The sequence below is a fragment of the Pseudomonas sp. Tn43 genome, from assembly GCF_014192635.1.
Classification (GTDB): domain Bacteria; phylum Pseudomonadota; class Gammaproteobacteria; order Pseudomonadales; family Pseudomonadaceae; genus Aquipseudomonas.
On sequence record NZ_JACHYG010000013.1, the window covers coordinates 13,981 to 33,372 of the forward strand.

Consider the following 19,392-nt stretch of genomic DNA (forward strand, 5'->3'; position numbering starts at 1 on the left):
CGGATTCTCCATGGGCGCAAGCATTCTCACCGCGAAGAACCTCAGCAAAGTGGTTCCGAGCGCGGAAGGTGAACTGACTATCCTGCACGAACTCAGCCTGGAACTGAACACGGGCGATAGCCTGGCCATCGTCGGCGCCTCCGGTTCCGGCAAATCCACCCTCCTGGGTCTGCTTGCCGGCCTCGATCTGCCAAGCAGCGGCGAAGTCACCCTCGCCGGGCAAGGCCTGAGCAATCTCGATGAAGACCAACGGGCACGCATTCGCGCTGAGCATGTGGGGTTTGTTTTTCAATCATTCCAGCTGCTCGACAGTCTCAATGCTTTAGAAAACGTCATGCTGCCGCTGGAGCTCGATGGCCGCAAAGACGCCCGCGAGCGCGCTACCGAATTGCTGCAACGGGTCGGTCTGGGCCAACGCCTGACCCACTCGCCGCGCCAGCTTTCCGGTGGCGAGCAGCAGCGCGTGGCGATTGCCCGGGCCTTCGCCGCCGAACCCGACGTGCTGTTCGCCGATGAGCCCACCGGCAACCTCGACAGCCACACCGGCGAGCGCATCAGCGATTTGCTGTTCGAACTCAACCAGGAAAGCGGCACGACCCTGGTGCTGGTGACCCACGATGAACGCCTGGCACATCGCTGCCGGCGCCTGATCCGCCTTGAAGCCGGCCTGCTGGTCGCCCCTCTGGAGCCTTGATGGCACGCTTGCCGCTGTTGCGCCTGTTCAGTATCGCCCTGCGCCAATTATGGCGCGATGCCCGCGCCGGTGAATTGCGCGTTTTGTTCTTTGCCTTGCTGGTGGCGGTAGCAGCGAGTACCGCTATCGGTTACTTCGGTGCCCGCTTGAACAGCGCCATGATGCTGCGCGCCACCGAGTTTCTCGGTGCCGATCTGGTGCTTGAAGGCAGCTCTGCGGCGCGCCCCGAACAAATCAGAAGCGGCGCGGAGTTGGGCCTTGAACACGCTCAAGTCGTGGAGTTTTCCAGCGTCATCGCCACCGACAACGGCATTCAGCTGTCCAGCATCAAAGCCGCCGATGACGTCTACCCGTTGCGCGGCGAACTGAAAAGCGCCCCCGCGCCCTTCGCGCCCGAAGAACCCGGTGGCGGACCGAAACCCGGCGAAGCCTGGGTCGAAGCGCGACTGCTGACCGCATTGGACTTGAAGATCGGCGACAGCATCGACGTCGGCATGAAAACCCTGACCCTGGCGCGAGTGCTGACCTACGAGCCGGATCGCGCCGGCAATTTCTACAGCCTGACGCCACGTGTGCTGATCAATCTCAGCGACCTTGAGGCAACCGGTGTGGTGCAACCCGGCAGCCGGGTCAGTTACCGCGAACTCTGGCGCGGCAACGCCTCGGCGCTGGAAACCTATCGGCAGCTGATCAAGCCAGGCCTGGCGGCCAACCAGCGTATCCAGGATGCTCGCGATGGCAATCGGCAGATCGGTGGCGCCCTGGGCAAGGCTGAACGCTACTTGAACATGGCCAGTCTGGTGGCGGTGTTGCTGTCCGGCGTGGCGGTGGCGTTGTCGGCGACACGCTTCGCCACCCGCCGCTTCGATGCCAGTGCATTGCTGCGCTGCCTGGGCCTGTCCCGTCGGGAAACCATGGTGCTGTTCAGCCTGCAACTGACCGTACTTGGATTGCTCGCCAGCGTCAGCGGCGCCCTGCTCGGCTGGCTGGCGCAGCTGGGGCTGTTTGCATTGCTGCATGATTTATTGCCGACCGATGTTCCACCGGGTGGCCTGCTGCCGGCCATCGCGGGGATCGGCACCGGGTTGGTAGCGCTGGCCGGTTTCGCCCTGCCGCCATTGGCCGCTTTGGGTCGAGTACCGCCGTTGCGCGTGTTGCGTCGGGACATGCTGCCGATTCCGTCCAGCAGCTGGATCGTTTATGGCACGGCATTGGGCGCCCTCGGCCTGATCATGTGGCGCTTGAGCCTGGACCTGTTGCTGACTTTCGCCCTGCTCGGTGGCGGTGTGATCGCGGCACTGGTGCTGGGCAGTTTGCTGTTGCTGTTACTCAAAAGCCTGCGCCGGATGCTGGCGCGCGCCGAATTGCCATGGCGCCTCGGCTTGGGCCAACTGCTGCGCCATCCATTGGCGGCGGCCGGCCAAGCCCTGGCCTTCGGTTTGATTCTGCTGTCCATGGCGCTGATTGCTTTACTGCGTGGCGAGTTGCTCGATACCTGGCAAAACCAGTTGCCGAAAAATGCCCCGAACTACTTTGCCCTGAACATTCTGCCGGCGGACAAACAGGCCTTTATCGATCGACTGATGGAGTTGTCGGCACAATCGGCGCCGCTGTACCCGGTGGTGCCGGGACGGCTGATCAGCGTCAATGGCGAGCCGGTGCAGGAGATCGTCAGCAAGGATTCGGCCGGTGATCGCGCCATTCAACGCGACCTGAGCCTGACCTGGGCGGCCGACTTGCCGGCAGGCAACAAACTCATTGCCGGCAACTGGTGGGATCAGCAACCATCGGATGAAATACCGGGTGTATCGGTGGAAGGGAAAGTCGCCGAAAGCCTCAAGCTCAAACTCGGCGATCACATGGTATTCACCGTTGGCGGAATGAATAGGGAAGCGAAAGTCACCAGCCTGCGGGAAGTCAACTGGGACAACTTCCAGCCGAACTTTTTCATGATTTTTCAACCCGGCACCCTGAAGGATTTGCCGGCGACCTATCTGACCAGTTTCTACCTGGCGCCCGGTCACGATCAGCAGATCGTCGATCTGTCCCGAAGCTTTCCAGCAGTGACCATTCTGCAAGTCGAAGCGTTGCTGGCGCAGCTGCGCAGCATTCTCGGCCAAGTCACTCTGGCGGTGGAATACGTGCTGTTGTTTGTGTTGGCGGCGGGCATGGCGGTGTTGTTCTCCGGCTTGCAGGCAACGCTGGATGAACGCATTCGCCAAGGTGCCTTGTTGCGAGCGCTAGGCGCCGAGCGACAGTTGCTGGTCAGGGCCCGGCGGATCGAGTTCGGCCTGCTCGGCGCGGTCAGCGGATTGTTGGCGGCACTGGGTTCGGAATTGGTGAGCCTGGTGCTCTACCGCTACGCCTTCGACCTGCCCTGGCATCCGCATCCATGGCTGTTGGTGTTGCCATTGATTGGTGCCGTACTGATCGGCGGTGCCGGTGTGTTCGGTACGCGCCGCGCCTTGAACGCCAGCCCCCTGACAGTCTTGCGCGAGGGTTGATAAACTCAAGGGCCCTGACACGCATTTAACTATATAGAAGTCGCCATGAGCCGTTATCGCCCTCCCCGCACCGCTGGCACCGCGCTGATTACCCCCGAAGGTGAAGCGCGGATGCGGGCCGAGTTCCATGAACTCTGGCATGTGCGCCGACCGCAAGTCACGCAATCGGTCAGCGAGGCGGCGGCACAGGGCGATCGCTCGGAAAACGCCGAGTACACCTACGGCAAAAAGATGCTGCGCGAGATCGACAGTCGCGTGCGCTTTCTCACCAAACGCCTGGAAGCACTCAAGGTGGTCAGCGAAAAGCCCAGCGACCCGAACAAGGTCTACTTTGGCGCGTGGGTCACGATTGAAGATGAAGACGGCAAAGAATCGCGCTATCGCATCGTCGGGCCGGATGAGCTGGATCTTAAACTGGGCCTGATCAGCATCGACTCACCGTTGGCGCGCGCCTTGATCGGCAAGGCACTGGATGCCGAAGTGCGGGTCCAGACACCGACCGGTGAACAACTCGTGTATATCGTGGCGATCGACTATTTTTGAGCCGCGACGCTCTGAGCCGCAGCGCTCTGAATCTCAGCGACGGGTAATCAACCCTTGGCGTGCCACGCGAGTCAGCTGCCGGATCACTTCCGGCGCGTCCTCGATGCCGGGTGCCAGAATCACCGCCAGATCGAAACTGTCGTTGGCAAACCGTGCCAGTGACTCGCCATCGTCGACAAACTGAATCAGGAAGGCAGCGGGTCCACCGGTACGACGTGGCCAGCCGTCGAGGTAACGCAGAAGCGTCGGCTGATGTTTACCGCCAAGCAGGATTTTTGGATTGCGCTGGGTGAGGTGTGCCGTGATCGGCGCGGGGCGTATAACGGGGCTTAATGCATTCATTGTGTCGTGTCTCTGCCTCAAAAGTCTGCATGGCAGGTGAGAGGCAACACCGAACCAGCGCTTTAGCGGTATTTCGAAGCCTGCTTCAAGCTTCTATCGGCAACTGAATGAGTCACCTGGCGCCCCGCAAGTAGCTGTTTAAATCGGCGCATGGGCAGCATCCTAGAGAAGCTGACCGGACAGTGTCAAGAATCGCGCGCAACAAAAAAGGCCTGCACAGTGCGTCGCACAATGCAGGCCTTTTCGTTGAACCAGGGGATCAGTTGGTGATGGCGCGGTCGACCGACAGCTTGCCTGCACCTTCGATCAGCACCGCGAGGCTGCCACCGAGCAAAGCCAGGGCGAATTCATAACCGTTGTTGGTCATGAACAGACCGTTACTGATGTGTACCGTGAAAATAGCCACCAGCGCGAGGAAGGTCAGCCCCAGCGCTGCCGGGCGTGCCAACAAGCCGATGATCAACGCCAGACCGCCGAAGAACTCAGTACCACCGGCCAGGATTGCCATGACATTGCCCGGCGCCAATCCAATGCTTTCCATGTACTGCGCGGTGCCGGCAATGCCGTAGCCGCCGAATGCCCCGAAGAGTTTCTGGGCGCCATGGGCTGCGAAGATGATCCCGACGAAAATTCGCAGAATCGTCAGACCGTAGCCCGCGCGAGTGAACAGTACCTTGTTGATCAGAGTGCTCATGCTGTGTCATCCATTGTGAATGTGTGTTGGTTGGCCGCTATATTAATCAGAAAAACTCATGTTAAAAGCGCAAAAAACGCACCATAACAATCAGCTTAGTCGATCATTTCCGTGAGACCACTTTTTGTCCCTGGGGCTCCAACGATTCCCGCTCCCGATCGAACGCCAAGTAATACTTGTTCACGCTATTAACATAGCTGACAGCCCCCATTCCCACCTGCTCCATGGCGATGCGCTCGACCTGGAAAAACCACTGATTAGGATTCAAGCCACGCCGCCGGGCTTCGGTGCGCATGCCTTGAACCCGCTCCGGTCCCATGTTGTAAGCCGCCAGCACGAACGCCATGCGCTCGCGTTCATTGAGTTTGGGGCTGGCAAAAAACTTGCGGCGGATCATCGCCAGGTACTTGGCCCCGGCCTGCACATTGGCGTCCAGGTTCTGAATGTTGCTGACACCCACCCGTTGGGCGGCGGACGGGGTGATTTGCATCAGGCCGGTGGGGCCGCTGCCACTTCTGGCGTTGGGTTGCAGCGCCGATTCCTTGAAGGCCAGCGCCGCCAGGTTCAGCCAGTCCATGCCTTGGGCTTCAGCGTGTTTCTGCAACACCGGTCGAAGTTTTTCCAGGCGCTGCCGATCAGCCTTGGCCAAGGGATAGTGCACTTGATACAGGCGCCGATAGATCCGCATGAACGCCGCATCCTGGTCCGACGGTTTCTTGTATGTCGTCAGGAAGCGATCGATGCTCGAACGCAGCATCGAGGCGTCGCGGCGCACGAACCAGTATTCCTCGCCTGGCTCGCTGATAACGACCTGTCGATCGAAGCGTAATTTGGGCAGGATCTTGCCCCAGCGTTCGGCAATCGGTTGCTCGACAATCGTCAGATGAAAAATTCCGCCCTGGACCATTTCCAGCACGTCCTCGACCGCCAGACTGGGATCGACCCATTCGATCTGCACTGGCGGCAGTTTGTGCAGCGCGAGCTTCTGATTGATCTGACTGACCGCATCCCCGGCGGCACTGCCGGTGGGCAGCGCGAGGGTTTTGCCCGAGAGCTGTTCGAGACGGGTGTAACGTCGTTCGCCTTTGATTCCCACCAGCAGCAACGGCACGTTACTGGAAACCGGCTGACTGGTACTGACGGCGAGGCCCGGTTGCGGATCGAGCAATTCCCCCGGCGCAACCAGATCACCCTCCCCGCGCTGTAACGCGCCGAGCAGCTGGTCCTTGGCTTTGGGGATGATTTTGAGGGTGATTTCCTGGCCATCGCGGGCATGGCCATTGAGGTATTGCTCGAAAGCACGCAAGCGGTGATATTCGACGCCGATGGCCTGGCCCTGGACTTCACCGGAGCTGTTGCGGCTCTGGTTGACCAACACCCGCAACACCCGACTGCTGCGAATTTCCGCCAGGTCGCGGACCTTGGCCGCCGGCACGGCTTGCAACGGCCCGGCTAGACGTGCGACCGCCGGCATGGGCAGCAGCAACGAACAACATAGCAGTAGCAAAACCGAGGGACGAATCATCCACTCTCCGGAAAGAATACGGGTCGACTTCATGGGTAACTTCACGATGTCGAGCGACAGAAACAGAGCGCCTGAAGCGCCAGCAAAGTGCGTGAGAGTGGCACAGTGATAGCAAATCCACCAACCCGACCTCGCGCGCGGGCCTCAACAGACAGTTTTAACTCGTTGTAGTTCTTGGTTTTTCTTATAAATCTACAGCTCTGATATGCTTTCCGGCCTTTGGTCCGAGGTAGCACCATGCAACTCATCGATATCGGCGTCAACCTGACCAATCCCAGTTTCGCCGACAAACACCAGGCCGTGCTCGACCGCGCCTATGCGGCCGGGGTCTGCCAACTGGTGCTCACCGGGACCAGCGTCGAGGGCAGCGAACAGGCGCTGGAGCTGTGCCAGCAACTGGACGAAAGCGCTCAACGGCTGTTCGCCACCGCCGGTATTCACCCGCACTCGGCCAGCGACTGGAACGCCGACAGTGCTCAGCGTTTGCGCAGTTTGCTCAAGGAGCCGAACGTGGTGGCCGTGGGTGAATGCGGCCTGGATTTCAATCGTGATTTCTCGCCCCGCCCGCAACAGGAAAAAGTCCTGGAAGAACATCTGGCGATGGCGGTCGAACTGCAATTGCCGGTGTTTCTGCACGAACGCGATGCCAGCCAACGATTGCTGGAGATCCTGCGTGATTACCGCGACCAGTTGCCAGCGGCCGTGGTGCACTGTTTCACCGGCGAAAAGAAAGCGCTGTTCAGTTACCTCGATCTGGATCTGCACATCGGCATCACTGGCTGGATTTGTGACGAGCGCCGAGGCACGCACCTGCATCCACTGGTCAAGGAGATCAAACGCGGGCGCTTGATGCTGGAGAGCGATGCGCCGTATCTGCTGCCCCGCAGTTTGCGCCCCAAGCCGAAGAATGGCCGTAACGAGCCGGCGTACCTGACTGAAGTGTTGCGTGAGGTGGCGTTGCATCGCGGGGAAAGCCAGGAAGACCTGGCAAACCACACCACAGCATGCGCACGGGCATTCTACGGGCTGCCTTCGATCCCCCAGTAACCACAATTCCCTGTGGGAGCGGTATGTGGCGAGGGGGCTTGCCCCCGTTCGGCTGCATAGCAGTCGTAAACCATTGCATGCGGTGTACCTAATACACCGCGATTGCAGGTTTTGGGGCCGCTTCGCGACCCAACGGGGGCAAGCCCCCTCGCCACACAGGCTCGCTCCCACATTTGGATAGGCTGTGCTCGTTGACCTGCATCAACATCTGCATCCCTGCATAGCGGCACAATGCTGGCACCTTGCCAAAACTGTTTCCGCTATCAGAGAAGACCTCCATGGGTGCCTGGCTTAGCAATATCTCGTTGAAATACAAATTCTGGGCGGTCAACGCCGTTGCCTTCGTCACCACTTTGTTGCTGGTGTTGTACGCGGTGCAGCTTGAACAACAAGCCCGCAGCCACGCCGCCCAAGCGTCGGCCCAGGCTCAGGCGCGGTTGCTCCAGGCCTGGCCCGCCGGGCAGCCGCTGCCCAAGGCCGATAACCTGTTGACCTTCAATCGCGGCCAGGCACCGTTATTCAACGGGCAACCGCTGCTGGAGCTCACGGGTAACCAGGGTTGGACCGAAATCAACACCTTGCCGCTGTTCGGTGACAACCCGTTGATGGGCGCCGAGGTATTCACTCGCCCCGAGGGTCAACAGGTTGCGGTGATTGCCCATGGCCCGAGCCTGAGCCAAGTGTTCGGCGAACGCTTCACCCACTATGCGGTCGCGGTATTCATCCTGATGCTGGCAATGCTCGGCGCCTCGCAACTGTTGATCCGCTTCCTGCTCAGCCAGCTCAACACGTTGAAAGACGTGATGCTGCATGTCGAGAAAAGCGGCGACCTGTCGGCCCGTGTGCCGCTGGCTTGCAAGGATGAAGTCGGGCAGATGGCCAACGCCTTCAACGCCATGCAGGCCGGTTACCAGCGGGTAGTCAACACCGTCGCCAGCACCGCGCGGCAACTGGATGTCGGGGCCGCGCGGCTGGCTTCGAGCATGAACGAGGTGCGTCACGGCATGCTCGGTCAGCAAAGCGAAACCGATCAGGCCGCCACAGCGATCAACGAAATGACTGCCACGGTCCATCACATCGCCCAGCACGCCGGCGCCACCCGCGACCTCTCGCAAACGGCCGACACCCTGGCCGGCAGCGGCCAGGAAGTGGTCACTCGGGTGCAGAAGTCGATTGGCGGGTTGTCCATCGGTGTGCAGCAAACGGCCGAGATGATTCAGCGTCTGGCCGAGGACAGTCAGAAAATCAACGGCGTGGTCAGCGTGATCCACAGCATCGCCGAACAGACCAACCTGCTGGCCCTTAACGCCGCCATCGAAGCGGCCCGGGCCGGTGAAATGGGTCGCGGGTTTGCGGTGGTCGCCGATGAGGTGCGTAACCTGGCCAAGCGAGTCCAGGCGTCCACCGACGAGATCACCACCATGGTTTCAGCGCTGCAGGCCGGCACTCGGGACGCCGTGGACTTCATGCAGGAAAGCTCGTACAAGGCGGACGACTGCATGCAGCAGGCTCAGGAAGCCAGCGTGGCCCTGGCCGAGATCACCGGCGCGGTGGCGCAAATGCGTGAAAGCAATACGCAGATCGCAGTGGCGGCCGAGCAGCAGAGCCATGTGGCGGAGGAGATGAATCGGGCGGTGGTGAGCATTCGCGACGTCACCGAAAACACCGTGCAGCAGACCGTGAATTCGGCGATCACCAGCAATGAATTGGCGATGCTGGCGGGGGAATTGAGCAAGGCCATAGGTCAGCTGAAACTGTGACGGCCTCATCGCGGGCAAGCCCGCTCCCACAGGATTAGCGCTATTTTAAAATTTGCGCATTACCTGTGGGAGCGGGCTTGCCCGCGAAGGCGTCAGATCGAGCAACATCGATCTTGACCATCACACCTATTGCGCCGATAGCCAGCCTTGATTCGTCGACCGCTTTTGCCGGGCCTATTCTTTATTCAAGCGCCTCACGAATAAAGGACAAGCATCATGGGCAAACGTCATCCCAACTTCCCCGCCTGGCAATGGCGAACCTACCCGCATCATCAGGATCCGCCCCACCGGGTGTTGCACCGGATTGCCGTGCCGCTGTTCATTGTGGCGTTTTTACTGATGGTTTCGGGGGTGTTCAGCCGGGATCCGGCGAGCATCGCGATTGGCATAATCGGCCTGATCGCCGCCCTGGGCCTCAAGCGTCACGGCCACCGCCTGGAGGCGCAAGCCGACGAGCCGTTCAGTGATCGCAAAGACCGTCGTCATTGATCAGGAATCAGGAATCAGGAATCAGGAATCAGGCGAAAATTGTGACTGTCTGCCGGCTCATGGCAATCAACTGACCGTCTTCGCTCCACAGTTTTGCGGCGGCGTGCCCGTAGCCGTCTGCGGCATACTCGATTTCCACCAGGTACTTGCACCAGTCCAGCGTGCTGAATGCGAGCAATGGCTGAACGAATTCGATGGTCCAGGTCAGCGTGCTGCCTGCCGCCGGTTTCTTCAGATGTGACAACAGAGACGGCGGCCAGGCATCAACCAGCGCCAGAATATGCGCCTCGCTGACCACTTCGTCCTTCCCTTCTCCACGCAAGCGCACCCAACCTCCCATGTCGCGGGAGGTATTGCCGGTGAACGGCAGGCCACCGACACTCCAGCGCATTGCCAAATGACGCATGAATTCCGGAGTAACCCCTTTGATATAGGGCATTTCCTGACAGTCGTCCCAGTGCTTCATCTCGGGCGCAGCATTGGCCGTGACCGCCACTTCGGAAGGTCGCGAGGCGCCGAAGCTGCCCTGGACCAAGGTCACCACTTGCCCCTTCTGTATTGCCCGGCCCAGTACCTGGCTGACGGCTTTGCCTTCGCGCAACACATCGACTTCAAAACTGACCGGCACATCGGGCTCGACCGGGCCGACAAAGGTGATGGCCAGCGAACGCACCGGACGATCCGCCGGGACTTTTGCGCGCATGGCTTCGTATTGCAAGGCGGCTATCAGCCCCCCAAAACTCGCCCGGCCCTGGCCCCATTCGGCCGGAATAGACAGCTCCTGCGGCTGACTGCGTACAGCGTCGAGCAGATCGGAAAAGTGCATGGGAACCTCAGAGGCATGAAAATGGATGGAACGATCTTAACCAGCGCACAAAATAGACACAGCGCTTATTCCGGCCAAAGAACCTGACAGATAAGCCGGATGACGCCACAACCCCGTAGGAGCGGTGGGTGTTCAGGATTTGAAGCAGTCGGCGCTCAGTTTGTCGAGCACGCGGTCGGCATGCGCTTCGGCCTCGGCCAAGGTGGTTTTCCAGGTCGCGACACAGGGCTGCAAATCGGGCTCTTCTTTCGCGCGCTCCAGCCACTGCCAGCTGTCGTGCCAATCGCCCAAGGCCGCCTGCGCGGATTTCAGTCTGGGCAGGGCCACTTTGGGCAAGCGGTCCAGCTCGGGGTAGGCTTCGATGCCATAGCGCACGCGCTTGATCAGCAGGCGCAGGCGATGGCGGTCATGGGCGGGATCATGCAGGGCCTGGTCGAGTTTCTTCCATTGTTTGGCCAGGCGTTTTTCGATGCGCTTGCGCAAGCCCTTGAGCAAACCCTGACGCTGGGAAGCCCGCAGGAAACGCGGAAAAGCATCGAGGATCATCAGCATCTGCGCCACTTCCGGGCTTGCCGCGACGACGGGATAAACCTCGTGCATCCGCACCATACGCCGGTGCGCGGCCTCGGGTTGATCGTGCTGGAGCAGGTAGGCCGCCAGCACTTCGCGATCACGCAATGGCGTGGTCAGGTCACCGACCCGGGATGCCGCCGCTTCCAGTTGTTCGACCCCGGGCAAACCGCGCAAGGGCCGCAGCAAGCTGCGCAAACGCCGCACGGTGGTGCGCAGATCGTGCAGCGCTTCAGCGTCGGTACGGGCACTCAAGCGTGCCTGGCAGGCGAGCAGGCGAATGTCCAGGCTCAGAACGTGAGCCACCAACCGATCAACCAAGGCAGACATCGCTTGCTCCGTGAATCGTATTCCCCCATTGGCTATAGCATGCTTCAACGGCCGGCGCGAGATTCACGAATGTAGAAGCGCGCCTTCTCGGCCTTCTTGGTGCAACCCTCGTACGCTTCGAATTGCTGCTGGGTCTTGGCGCCGGTCAACAACGACAATGCCTTGGAGTAGCTGACAGTCCCGGCAAAGCCCTCGACCTTGGCCAGATCCAGTTCACGCCAGGCGGCGTCGAGCTGGTTACCACAGCTGTCACGGTAAGCGGTTTTACCGGCACAACCGGCGAGTGCCAAGGCAATCAAGGGCACACAGATCCAGACTTTCATTACTCACACCTCAACGATAGGTAAACATGCATGCACGTAAGACGGTCTGGCACGTGAAAAGTGCCTTGGGCCCGCCGCGGAAACATGCCGTGGAAACATGCTGTGGAAGCATACGACCGGCGAGAATACCCATTCGCCTCTCCACAGTGTCAAAAAACGACGCACCGGCCCCCTCGAACGACCATAGCAATTGAAGCGTGCCCCTCGATGGGTGCATTGTTGAACCTTGTCAGAGAGGTCGATTCATGAAAAAGCGTGTCGCACTGGTGTTGGGCTCGGGTGGCGCCCGGGGCTACGCCCATATCGGCGTCATTGAAGAAATCGAACGACGCGGCTACGACATCGCCTGCATCGCCGGTTGCTCCATGGGCGCAGTAGTCGGCGGGATTTATGCCGCCGGTAAACTCAAGGATTACCGCGACTGGATCGAGAGCCTGGATTACCTGGACGTGTTGCGTCTGGTGGACGTGAGCTTTCGCCTGGGCGCGATTCGCGGAGAAAAAGTCTTCGGGCAGATCCGCAAGATCGTCGGCGAAATCAACATCGAAGACCTGCGCATTCCTTACACGGCGGTGGCCACGGACCTGACCAACCAGCAGGAAATCTGGTTCCAGGAAGGCTGCCTGCACCAGGCCATGCGCGCTTCGGCGGCGATCCCCAGCCTGTTCACGCCGGTGATGCAGGGCAATCGTATGCTGGTGGACGGTGGTATCCTCAACCCGTTGCCGATCGTGCCGGTGGTGTCGAGCCATTGCGACCTCATCATCGCAGTCAACCTCAACTCCACCAACCAGCGTCATTATCAATTACCAGTGATCCAGCGCCCGGCCGCGTTCAAGACCCGCTTCGACAGCCTGATCAACTCACTGGGCTCGAAATTGCCCTTCCGCCGCAAACAGGCCGAACAATTGCTGCTGCTGGAAAAGGAAGCGTTGATGGCCGAAGCGGCCGATATCAATCCGTGGATCGAATCCGCCGAGCCCGAAGGCCAGCAACCGGCGGCGGCCCCGGAAAGCAACGGCGCACCGAAATCCGCCACCGGCTCGTTCATCATCGACAACGTCGGGCCGGCGTCCTTGCTGGACCTGATCAACCAGAGTTTCGAGGTGATGCAGACCTCATTGGCGCAGTACAAGATTGCCGGCTATCCGCCGGATATCCTGATCAACGTGCCCAAGCGGGTGTGCCGGTTTTTCGAGTTCTACAAGGCGCCGGAGTTGATCGCGCTGGGGCGTGAGATTGCGCGGGATACGCTGGATCGCTATGAGAATGAGCGGGAATCTTGAGGCCTGACGATCGTTCCCACGCAGAGCGTGGGAACGATCAGGCATCAAGCAATCGATACCCAACCCCCGCTTCGGTAACGATGAACCGTGGCCGAGTCGGGTCATCCGCCAGTTTCTGCCGCAAGTGCCCCACCACAATCCGCAGATAATGGCTGTCTTCGGTGTGAGTCGGGCCCCAGATGTCCTTGAGCAATTGCTGCTGGGTGATGACCCGCCCCGGATGCCGTGCCAGTTGCGCCAGTACCGCGTATTCCTTGCGCGTCAGCGCCACTTCGGCGCCATCCAATAGCACCCGGCGATAAGCCAGGTCGACGGTGAGCGGGCCGAAGCTGAGCGCCGCTTGCTGGGCCTCACCCGTCGGCGCCTGACGCAACAAGGCGCGCACCCGGGCCAGAAATTCCTGGATGCCGAACGGCTTGGTCACGTAGTCGTTGGCGCCGCCATCCAGAGCCTGGACTTTCTGCCCTTCGCTGGCGCGCACCGAAAGCACCAGCACCGGCATCGTCGACCATTCGCGAAACTCGCGCAGCACCTGCTGGCCGTCCATGTCCGGCAGGCCGAGGTCGAGCACCAGCAGGTCGGGCTTGTTCAATGCGGCCTGGGCCAGGCCTTCCGTGCCGGTGCCGGCCTCCAGCACTTTGTAGCCTTGGGAAACCAGGCTGATGCGCAGGAATTTGCGGATCTGCGGTTCGTCGTCGATGACCAAAATGGTCGCGGTCTGGCTCATGAATTCACATCAACACAAAGAAGTGGCAAGAGAGTAGCGCAGGCGAGATCAGGCTTCACTGTCCAGTCCCGGCTGAGTTTGCAATGGCAGGTGCAGCGTGATGCAGGTGCCGCGTCCGCCGATACCGTCGGCGACGCTGATCCGCCCGCCATGGGCACCGACCATGCCCTGACAAATCGCCAGCCCCAGCCCGGTGCCCTGCCCGCCGCGATCGCCGCGAGCAGCGGTGTAAAACATGTCGAAAATCTTCGCCCGGTCCTCCTCGGGAATCCCCGGCCCTTCATCGCTGACGGAGAAAAACAGCTCGCTGTCAGTGGCCCCGGCACGCAATTCCAGGCGCCCGCGGGGCGGCGAGAAACGCGCGGCGTTTTCCAGCACATTGACCAGTGCTTGCTCGATCAACGCGGCATGCACATAGAGCAGCGGCAATTCGGCCGGCACGTCGGTGATGACCTGCAACGATGCCAGCACCGCGCGCAGACGATTGAGCGAACTACCGACGATGTCTGCCGGTGACACCCAGTCCCGCGAAAGCTTCAGGGCGCCGTGACCGAGGCGCGTCATGTCCAGCAGGTTTTGAATGTAGCGATCCAGCCGCTCGGCTTCATCGCGGGTGCCTTCGAGCAGTTCGCGGCGGTCCTCCAACGGAATCGCCTCGCCCAGCGCCAGCAGGCTGTCGATGCTGCCGCGCATGGAGGTCAGCGGCGTGCGTAAATCGTGGGACACCGACGCCAGCAGCGCGCTGCGCAATTGCTCGGTTTCGCCATGCAAACGTGCCGCCTCAAGGTCATCGGCCAGTTGCGCGCGGGCCAATGCCTGGGCCAGCGGTTGGCTCAACGCGGTCAACAAGCGCCGCCGCTGGCCGCTCAGGGTCTGGCCTTCTTTGGCGCACACACCGAGCAGCGCCAGCGGTCCATCGTCCACCGACAGAGGCCACCACCACCAGCGCCCGAACGGCAACGTACCAGTGCCCGCGCCGGCCGGTTGATCATGTTGCCAAGCCCAATCGGCGGCAGCGCGCTCGGCTTCGGAGAACTCCAGCGGCCCGCCGGTTTCGACTTTCCAGCCGCTCTGGCCATCGCGATTGAGCAGGCACAGTTTCAGGCCCGCCCAGCCGTTGAGGTGCTGCGCCGCAGCGCTGATCACAGCCTGACGGTCGGTGGCGGCGGTGAGTTTGCGGGACAGATCGAGCAGTTCGCTGGTTTCTTCCTGGGTGTCGCGCAAGGCCTGCAATTGCCGCCGTTGCCGCGCCGCCAGGTTGCCGGTGAGGGCCGCCATCAGCAGGAAGAACAGCAAGGTCAGCACGTCTTCTTCGCGCTGGATGCTGAAAGAGAAGTTCGGCGGGATGAACAGAAAGTCATAGGTCAGAAACGACAGTGCCGCGCAGGCCAAGGCCGGGCCGAGACTGCTGCGCACCGCCACCAGTAACACGGCCGCGAGGAACACCAAAGAAATGTTGGGCAACGGCAAGACGCTCGAAACCGCCCAAGCCAGGGCAGTGGCAAGCACTGTCGCCACCAGCGCCAATGCGTAGTCGAACCAGACCAGCGACTGCGCCGAGCGTTGGCGCGGTTGATGCTGTTCCTGATCGCTGTCGAGCACGTTGATTTCCAATCCGCGAGCATTGCGCAGCAAACGTGACGCCAGACCGCCGCCGAACAACCGTCGACGCCAACGCTGGCGTGACTGGCCCACCAGCACCAGGCTGGCGCGTCGTTCAGCGGCGTGCTGGATCAGGGTTTTGGCCACCTCACCGGCGCGCAGCAACACCACTTCACCACCGAGGCGTTCGGCCAGTTGTTGGGCGCTTTGCAGGCGCAGTCGCGATTGCTCGTCGCGCACACGGCCGTTGTCCACATGCACCAGGCTCCACGGCAGATGCCGCCGCTGGGCCACACGACTGGCGTGACGCACCAGCCGCTCGGCCTGAGCATCGCCATCGACGCCCACCAGCAAACGACCGCGAACCGCCGGTGCGGCCTGCCCCAACTGGCGATAACCCTGGGCCAGATCGTTATCGACCTGAGCGGCGGCGGTTTGCATCGCCAGTTCGCGCAGGGCGGTGAGGTTGGTCTGGGTAAAGAAGGCATCGATGGCCGCTCGCGCCTGCTCCGGCACGTAGACCTTGCCCTCGCGCAAACGCTCCAGCAATTCACGCGGCGGCAAGTCGATCAGCAGCAATTCGTAGGCTTCTTGCAGCACCCAGTCCGGCAAGGTTTCGCGCACCTGAACGCCGGTGATGCCGCGCACCTGATCGTTGAGACTTTCCAGATGCTGGACGTTGACCGTGGTGAACACGTCGATGCCGGCGGCCAGCAATTCCTGAATGTCTTGCCAGCGTTTGGCGTGTCGGCTGCCGGGGGCGTTGCTGTGGGCCAGTTCGTCCACCAGCACCAGTTTCGGTCTGGCGGCCAGCAATCCGTCGAGGTCCATTTCTTCGAGCATCACGCCGCGGTATTCCGAGCGCACCAACGGCTGCTGCGGCAAGCCGCTGAGCAGCGCTTCGGTTTCGGCGCGACCGTGGGTTTCGACCACCCCGGCCATGACTTTCACGCCCTGGCGCAGTTGGGTGTGGGCGGCTTGCAGCATGGCGTAGGTCTTGCCGACCCCGGGGGCGGCGCCGAGAAACACCTTGAGCCGGCCACGGCCATCGCGGGGCAGGTTTGCTAACAGCGCATCGGCGCGGCCGGAGTCACTCATCTGTCATTGCCTTGTTCGGTTTGAAATAGAGGTGAAGCGTTAAAAGATCGCAGCCTTCGGCAGCTCCTACAGAGGTCGTGGTGTCGACACGGTCAATGTAGGAGCTGGCGAAGCCTGCGATCTTTTGATCTACAGCTTCTGCAGAGCCAGGTTCAACTCAAGCACATTCACCACCGGCGGCCCCACCAACGGCTGCTCGATGTGCGCATCCAGCAATTGCTCAAGCGTAGCGACCGGCAGGTTGCGCGCCGTCGCGACACGCGCCAGTTGATAGGCAATCGCGGCCGGAGGCAAGTGCGGATCGAGGCCGCTGCCGGAGGTGGTCAGCATCGCCAACGGCACCGGGCCTTGGCCAGCCACCTGCAATTTATTGGCCTCGTCGATCACCCGAGTGGCCAGCGCCGGATTGCTGGGCGAGAAGTTGCTGGCGCTGCTCGACACGGTGGCAAAGGCACCGGCCGATGGCCGCGGGTGGAACCAGCCGTCGCCGACGAAATCCTGGGCGATCAGCGACGAGCCGCGAACCTTGCCATCAGCGTCGCGCACCAGGCTGCCATTGGCCTGGTCCGGGAAAGCGACCTGGGCGACGCCGGTGACCACCAACGGGTAGGCGACGCCGGTGATCAGGGTCATCAGCAACAACAGGCTCAGGGCCGGACGTATCAATGTGGACATTTCAAAATCCTCGATTCGATAAAAAACTCAGGTCTGGAAGCTACTGCTCAGCCCGGTGGCAAAGGGGCTTTTGTGGTGAGGGGGCTTGCCCCCGTTGGGTTGCGCAGCAGCCCCAAAACCTGAAACCTCACTCATTCAGACATATCGCGTACATCGGGCTGGCGACTGCTTCGCAGCCGAACGGGGGCAAGCCCCCTCGCCACAAAAAGCGCTCTCTTCACAAAGGCCCTTTGCCACAAAAGCCACCATAAAAGCCCTTCACCACAAAAAAACCGCACACGCAGATCAACCTCAAACCAGATGCAACGCCGTCAACAGCATGTCGATCGCCTTGATGCCCACGAACGGCACCAGAAGCCCGCCCAGGCCATAGATCAGCAGATTGCGCCGCAGCAACGCCGCCGCGCTCACCGCCTGTACCCGCACACCGCGCAGTGCCAGCGGAATCAGCACCACAATGATCAAGGCGTTGAACACAATCGCCGACAGGATCGCGCTGCGCGGGCTGCTCAGATGCATGACGTTGAGCACACCCAGTTGCGGGTAGATCGAGGCGAACAGCGCCGGCAGGATCGCGAAGTACTTGGCCACGTCGTTGGCGATGGAAAAGGTCGTCAGTGCACCGCGGGTCACCAGCAATTCCTTGCCGATTTGCACCACGTCCAACAGCTTGGTCGGGTCGCTGTCGAGGTCGACCATGTTCGCCGCCTCCCGTGCCGCTTGCGTACCGTCGTTCATCGCCATGCCCACGTCCGCCTGAGCCAGGGCCGGGGCGTCGTTGGCGCCATCGCCGCACATGGCGACCAGGCGACCGTCGTTCTGCTCGTGGCGAATGCGTGCCAGTTTCTTCTCCGGCGTGGCTTCGGCCAGTACGTCATCCACGCCCGCTTCGGCAGCAATCGCAGCGGCGGTCAACGGGTTGTCGCCCGTGACCATGACCGTGCGAATCCCCAGCTTGCGCAGTTCGGCGAAACGCTCGCGAATGCCGGGCTTGACCACGTCCTTGAGGTGAATGACACCGAGCAATTTGCCATCGACGCAGACCAGCAACGGCGTGCCGCCACTCTGGGCGATCCTGTCGATTTCCCGGGACAGAGGCGCGGCCAGATCGGCGCGTTTGAGGCCGACGAAGGTCAGCAGCGAATCCACCGCGCCTTTGCGATAGACCCGACCTTGATAGTCGACCCCAGACAAGCGGGTTTCAGCACTGAATGGCACAGCGGTCAGCACCTCGGCGGACGGCTCGGGTTGCGGATGAAGACCGCGCAGGTACTCGACGATGGATTTGCCTTCAGCCGTGTCATCGGCCAAGGAGGCAAACAACGCGCCTTCGGCCAGTTCCCTGGCAGTGACACCCGGCGCGGCATAGACCGCGGAGCAGCGACGGTTGCCGAAGGTGATGGTGCCGGTCTTGTCCAGCAGCAGGACATGCACGTCCCCCGCCGCTTCCACGGCGCGACCGGATTTGGCGATCACGTTCAGGCGCACCAGACGGTCCATCCCGGCGATACCGATGGCCGACAACAAACCGCCAATGGTGGTGGGAATCAGCGTGACCAACAACGCCACCAGGAACACCAGCGGCAGGCTGCCGTTAGCGAAGTGGGCGAACGGTTGCAGGGTCACTACCACCAGCAGAAAGATCAGGGTCAGGCCGATCAGCAGGATATCCAGCGCCACTTCGTTCGGGGTTTTCTGGCGTTTGGCGCCTTCGACCAGCGCGATCATGCGGTCGAGGGTCGACTCCCCGGGGTTGGCGGTGATGCGCACCAGCAGCCAGTCGGACACCAGCCGAGTGTTGCCGGTGACCGCCGAGCGGTCGCCGCCGGACTCCCGAATCACCGGCGCCGACTCACCGGTAATCGCCGCTTCGTTGACCGCCGCGATGCCTTCGATCACCTCGCCGTCACCGGGGATCATTTCCCCTGCTTCCACGCGCACCACATCGCCCTTGCGCAGGCTGGTGGCGGGCACTACCTGAAAGCTGCCATTGGCGTTTTTGCGCCGGGCACTCAAGCCTTCGCTGCCGGCCTTGAGGCTGTCGGCACGGGCCTTGCCGCGACCTTCGGCCAGCGCTTCGGCGAAGTTGGCGAACAACACGGTGAACCACAACCACAAGGCGATTTGCGCGGCGACGAAAGTCGGCACGGCGCTGTCGGGAATGAAGCACAGCACGGTGGTCAGAATCGCGGTCAGTTCCACCACCAGCATCACCGGCGCACGTTGCAATTGCCGTGGGTCGAGTTTTACGAACGCTTGCACCAGCGCCGGGCGCCAGAGGGCCGAGATCGCGGTTTTCGGTTGTTCCGGCGCCTTGACGACGGCGGCTTTAGTTGCGGGCATATTCATCATGGATT

General features: G+C 61.5%; 16 protein-coding genes and 1 pseudogene. 7 read left to right on the plus strand and 10 right to left on the minus strand.

The window, feature by feature from the left end; genetic code table 11:
* Positions 1–10 precede the first annotated feature (10 nt).
* Genes FHW68_RS23740 through greB form a run of 3 tightly spaced genes read left to right on the plus strand, consistent with a single transcriptional unit; the run spans position 11 to position 3,741 of the window.
* Entirely contained in the window at positions 11–694 is a 684-nt protein-coding gene (locus FHW68_RS23740) for an ABC transporter ATP-binding protein (protein ID WP_095634711.1), read from the plus strand.
* Positions 694–3,198, plus strand: coding sequence for an ABC transporter permease (locus FHW68_RS23745; protein WP_095634712.1), 2,505 nt, complete (start codon positions 694–696; stop codon positions 3,196–3,198). The genes FHW68_RS23740 and FHW68_RS23745 overlap by 1 nt, the downstream gene beginning before the upstream one ends.
* 45 nt (positions 3,199–3,243) lie before the next feature.
* Positions 3,244–3,741 carry a transcription elongation factor GreB gene (gene greB / locus FHW68_RS23750; RefSeq protein ID WP_095634713.1) on the plus strand — a complete coding sequence of 166 codons (498 nt, stop codon included), beginning with the start codon at positions 3,244–3,246 and terminating at the stop codon, positions 3,739–3,741.
* Positions 3,742–3,774: 33 nt separating this feature from the next.
* Here the strand turns inward: greB and FHW68_RS23755 are convergent, their stop codons facing one another.
* The 3 genes from FHW68_RS23755 to FHW68_RS23765 form a co-directional block, all read right to left on the minus strand.
* Positions 3,775–4,083, minus strand: coding sequence for a hypothetical protein (locus tag FHW68_RS23755; RefSeq protein ID WP_095634714.1), 309 nt, complete (start codon positions 4,081–4,083; stop codon positions 3,775–3,777).
* Positions 4,084–4,342: 259 nt separating this feature from the next.
* The gene (locus tag FHW68_RS23760) at positions 4,343–4,777 is read right to left on the minus strand and encodes a DoxX family protein (protein WP_095634715.1); all 435 of its coding nucleotides are present in this window, start codon (positions 4,775–4,777) and stop codon (positions 4,343–4,345) included.
* Positions 4,778–4,880: 103 nt separating this feature from the next.
* Positions 4,881–6,302, minus strand: coding sequence for a transglycosylase SLT domain-containing protein (locus FHW68_RS23765; RefSeq protein WP_183683453.1), 1,422 nt, complete (start codon positions 6,300–6,302; stop codon positions 4,881–4,883).
* A gap of 237 nt (positions 6,303–6,539) precedes the next feature.
* On the opposite strand from FHW68_RS23765, the gene FHW68_RS23770 reads away from it, so the two are divergent.
* From FHW68_RS23770 to FHW68_RS23780, 3 genes and pseudogenes are all read left to right on the plus strand, one after another.
* Positions 6,540–7,349 carry a TatD family hydrolase gene (locus tag FHW68_RS23770; RefSeq protein WP_183683384.1) on the plus strand — a complete coding sequence of 270 codons (810 nt, stop codon included), beginning with the start codon at positions 6,540–6,542 and terminating at the stop codon, positions 7,347–7,349.
* Positions 7,350–7,627: 278 nt separating this feature from the next.
* Positions 7,628–9,109 (plus strand): methyl-accepting chemotaxis protein, encoded by a 1,482-nt coding sequence (locus tag FHW68_RS23775; protein ID WP_183683386.1) that lies wholly within the window; start codon positions 7,628–7,630, stop codon positions 9,107–9,109.
* Between the two features lie 216 nt (positions 9,110–9,325).
* Positions 9,326–9,586: pseudogene (locus FHW68_RS23780) on the plus strand (terminase); the annotation flags it as partial.
* Positions 9,587–9,626: 40 nt separating this feature from the next.
* Here FHW68_RS23780 and FHW68_RS23785 read toward each other — a convergent pair.
* The 3 genes from FHW68_RS23785 to FHW68_RS23795 form a co-directional block, all read right to left on the minus strand.
* A complete protein-coding gene (locus FHW68_RS23785) occupies positions 9,627–10,424 on the minus strand; it encodes an acyl-CoA thioesterase II (RefSeq protein ID WP_095634719.1) in 798 nt (265 codons plus the stop codon).
* Between the two features lie 132 nt (positions 10,425–10,556).
* The gene (locus FHW68_RS23790) at positions 10,557–11,324 is read right to left on the minus strand and encodes a CHAD domain-containing protein (RefSeq protein ID WP_183683388.1); all 768 of its coding nucleotides are present in this window, start codon (positions 11,322–11,324) and stop codon (positions 10,557–10,559) included.
* Between the two features lie 44 nt (positions 11,325–11,368).
* Entirely contained in the window at positions 11,369–11,647 is a 279-nt protein-coding gene (locus tag FHW68_RS23795) for a hypothetical protein (RefSeq protein WP_095634721.1), read from the minus strand.
* A 245-nt stretch (positions 11,648–11,892) separates the two neighbouring features.
* Here FHW68_RS23795 and FHW68_RS23800 point away from each other — a divergent pair, with 245 nt between their 5' ends.
* Complete coding sequence (locus FHW68_RS23800; RefSeq protein ID WP_095634722.1) at positions 11,893–12,933, plus strand: patatin-like phospholipase family protein; 1,041 nt, start codon at positions 11,893–11,895, stop codon at positions 12,931–12,933.
* A gap of 37 nt (positions 12,934–12,970) precedes the next feature.
* Here the strand turns inward: FHW68_RS23800 and FHW68_RS23805 are convergent, their stop codons facing one another.
* The 4 genes from FHW68_RS23805 to kdpB form a co-directional block, all read right to left on the minus strand.
* Positions 12,971–13,660: a response regulator gene (locus FHW68_RS23805; RefSeq protein ID WP_095634723.1), complete on the minus strand. Its 690-nt coding sequence runs from the start codon at positions 13,658–13,660 to the stop codon at positions 12,971–12,973.
* Between the two features lie 48 nt (positions 13,661–13,708).
* Positions 13,709–16,360 carry a sensor histidine kinase KdpD gene (locus tag FHW68_RS23810; RefSeq protein ID WP_095634724.1) on the minus strand — a complete coding sequence of 884 codons (2,652 nt, stop codon included), beginning with the start codon at positions 16,358–16,360 and terminating at the stop codon, positions 13,709–13,711.
* Between the two features lie 129 nt (positions 16,361–16,489).
* A complete protein-coding gene (gene kdpC, locus FHW68_RS23815; protein ID WP_183683390.1) occupies positions 16,490–17,035 on the minus strand; it encodes a potassium-transporting ATPase subunit KdpC in 546 nt (181 codons plus the stop codon).
* Positions 17,036–17,326: 291 nt separating this feature from the next.
* Positions 17,327–19,384 carry a potassium-transporting ATPase subunit KdpB gene (gene kdpB / locus FHW68_RS23820; RefSeq protein ID WP_183683392.1) on the minus strand — a complete coding sequence of 686 codons (2,058 nt, stop codon included), beginning with the start codon at positions 19,382–19,384 and terminating at the stop codon, positions 17,327–17,329.
* Between the last annotated feature and the right edge of the window lie 8 nt (positions 19,385–19,392).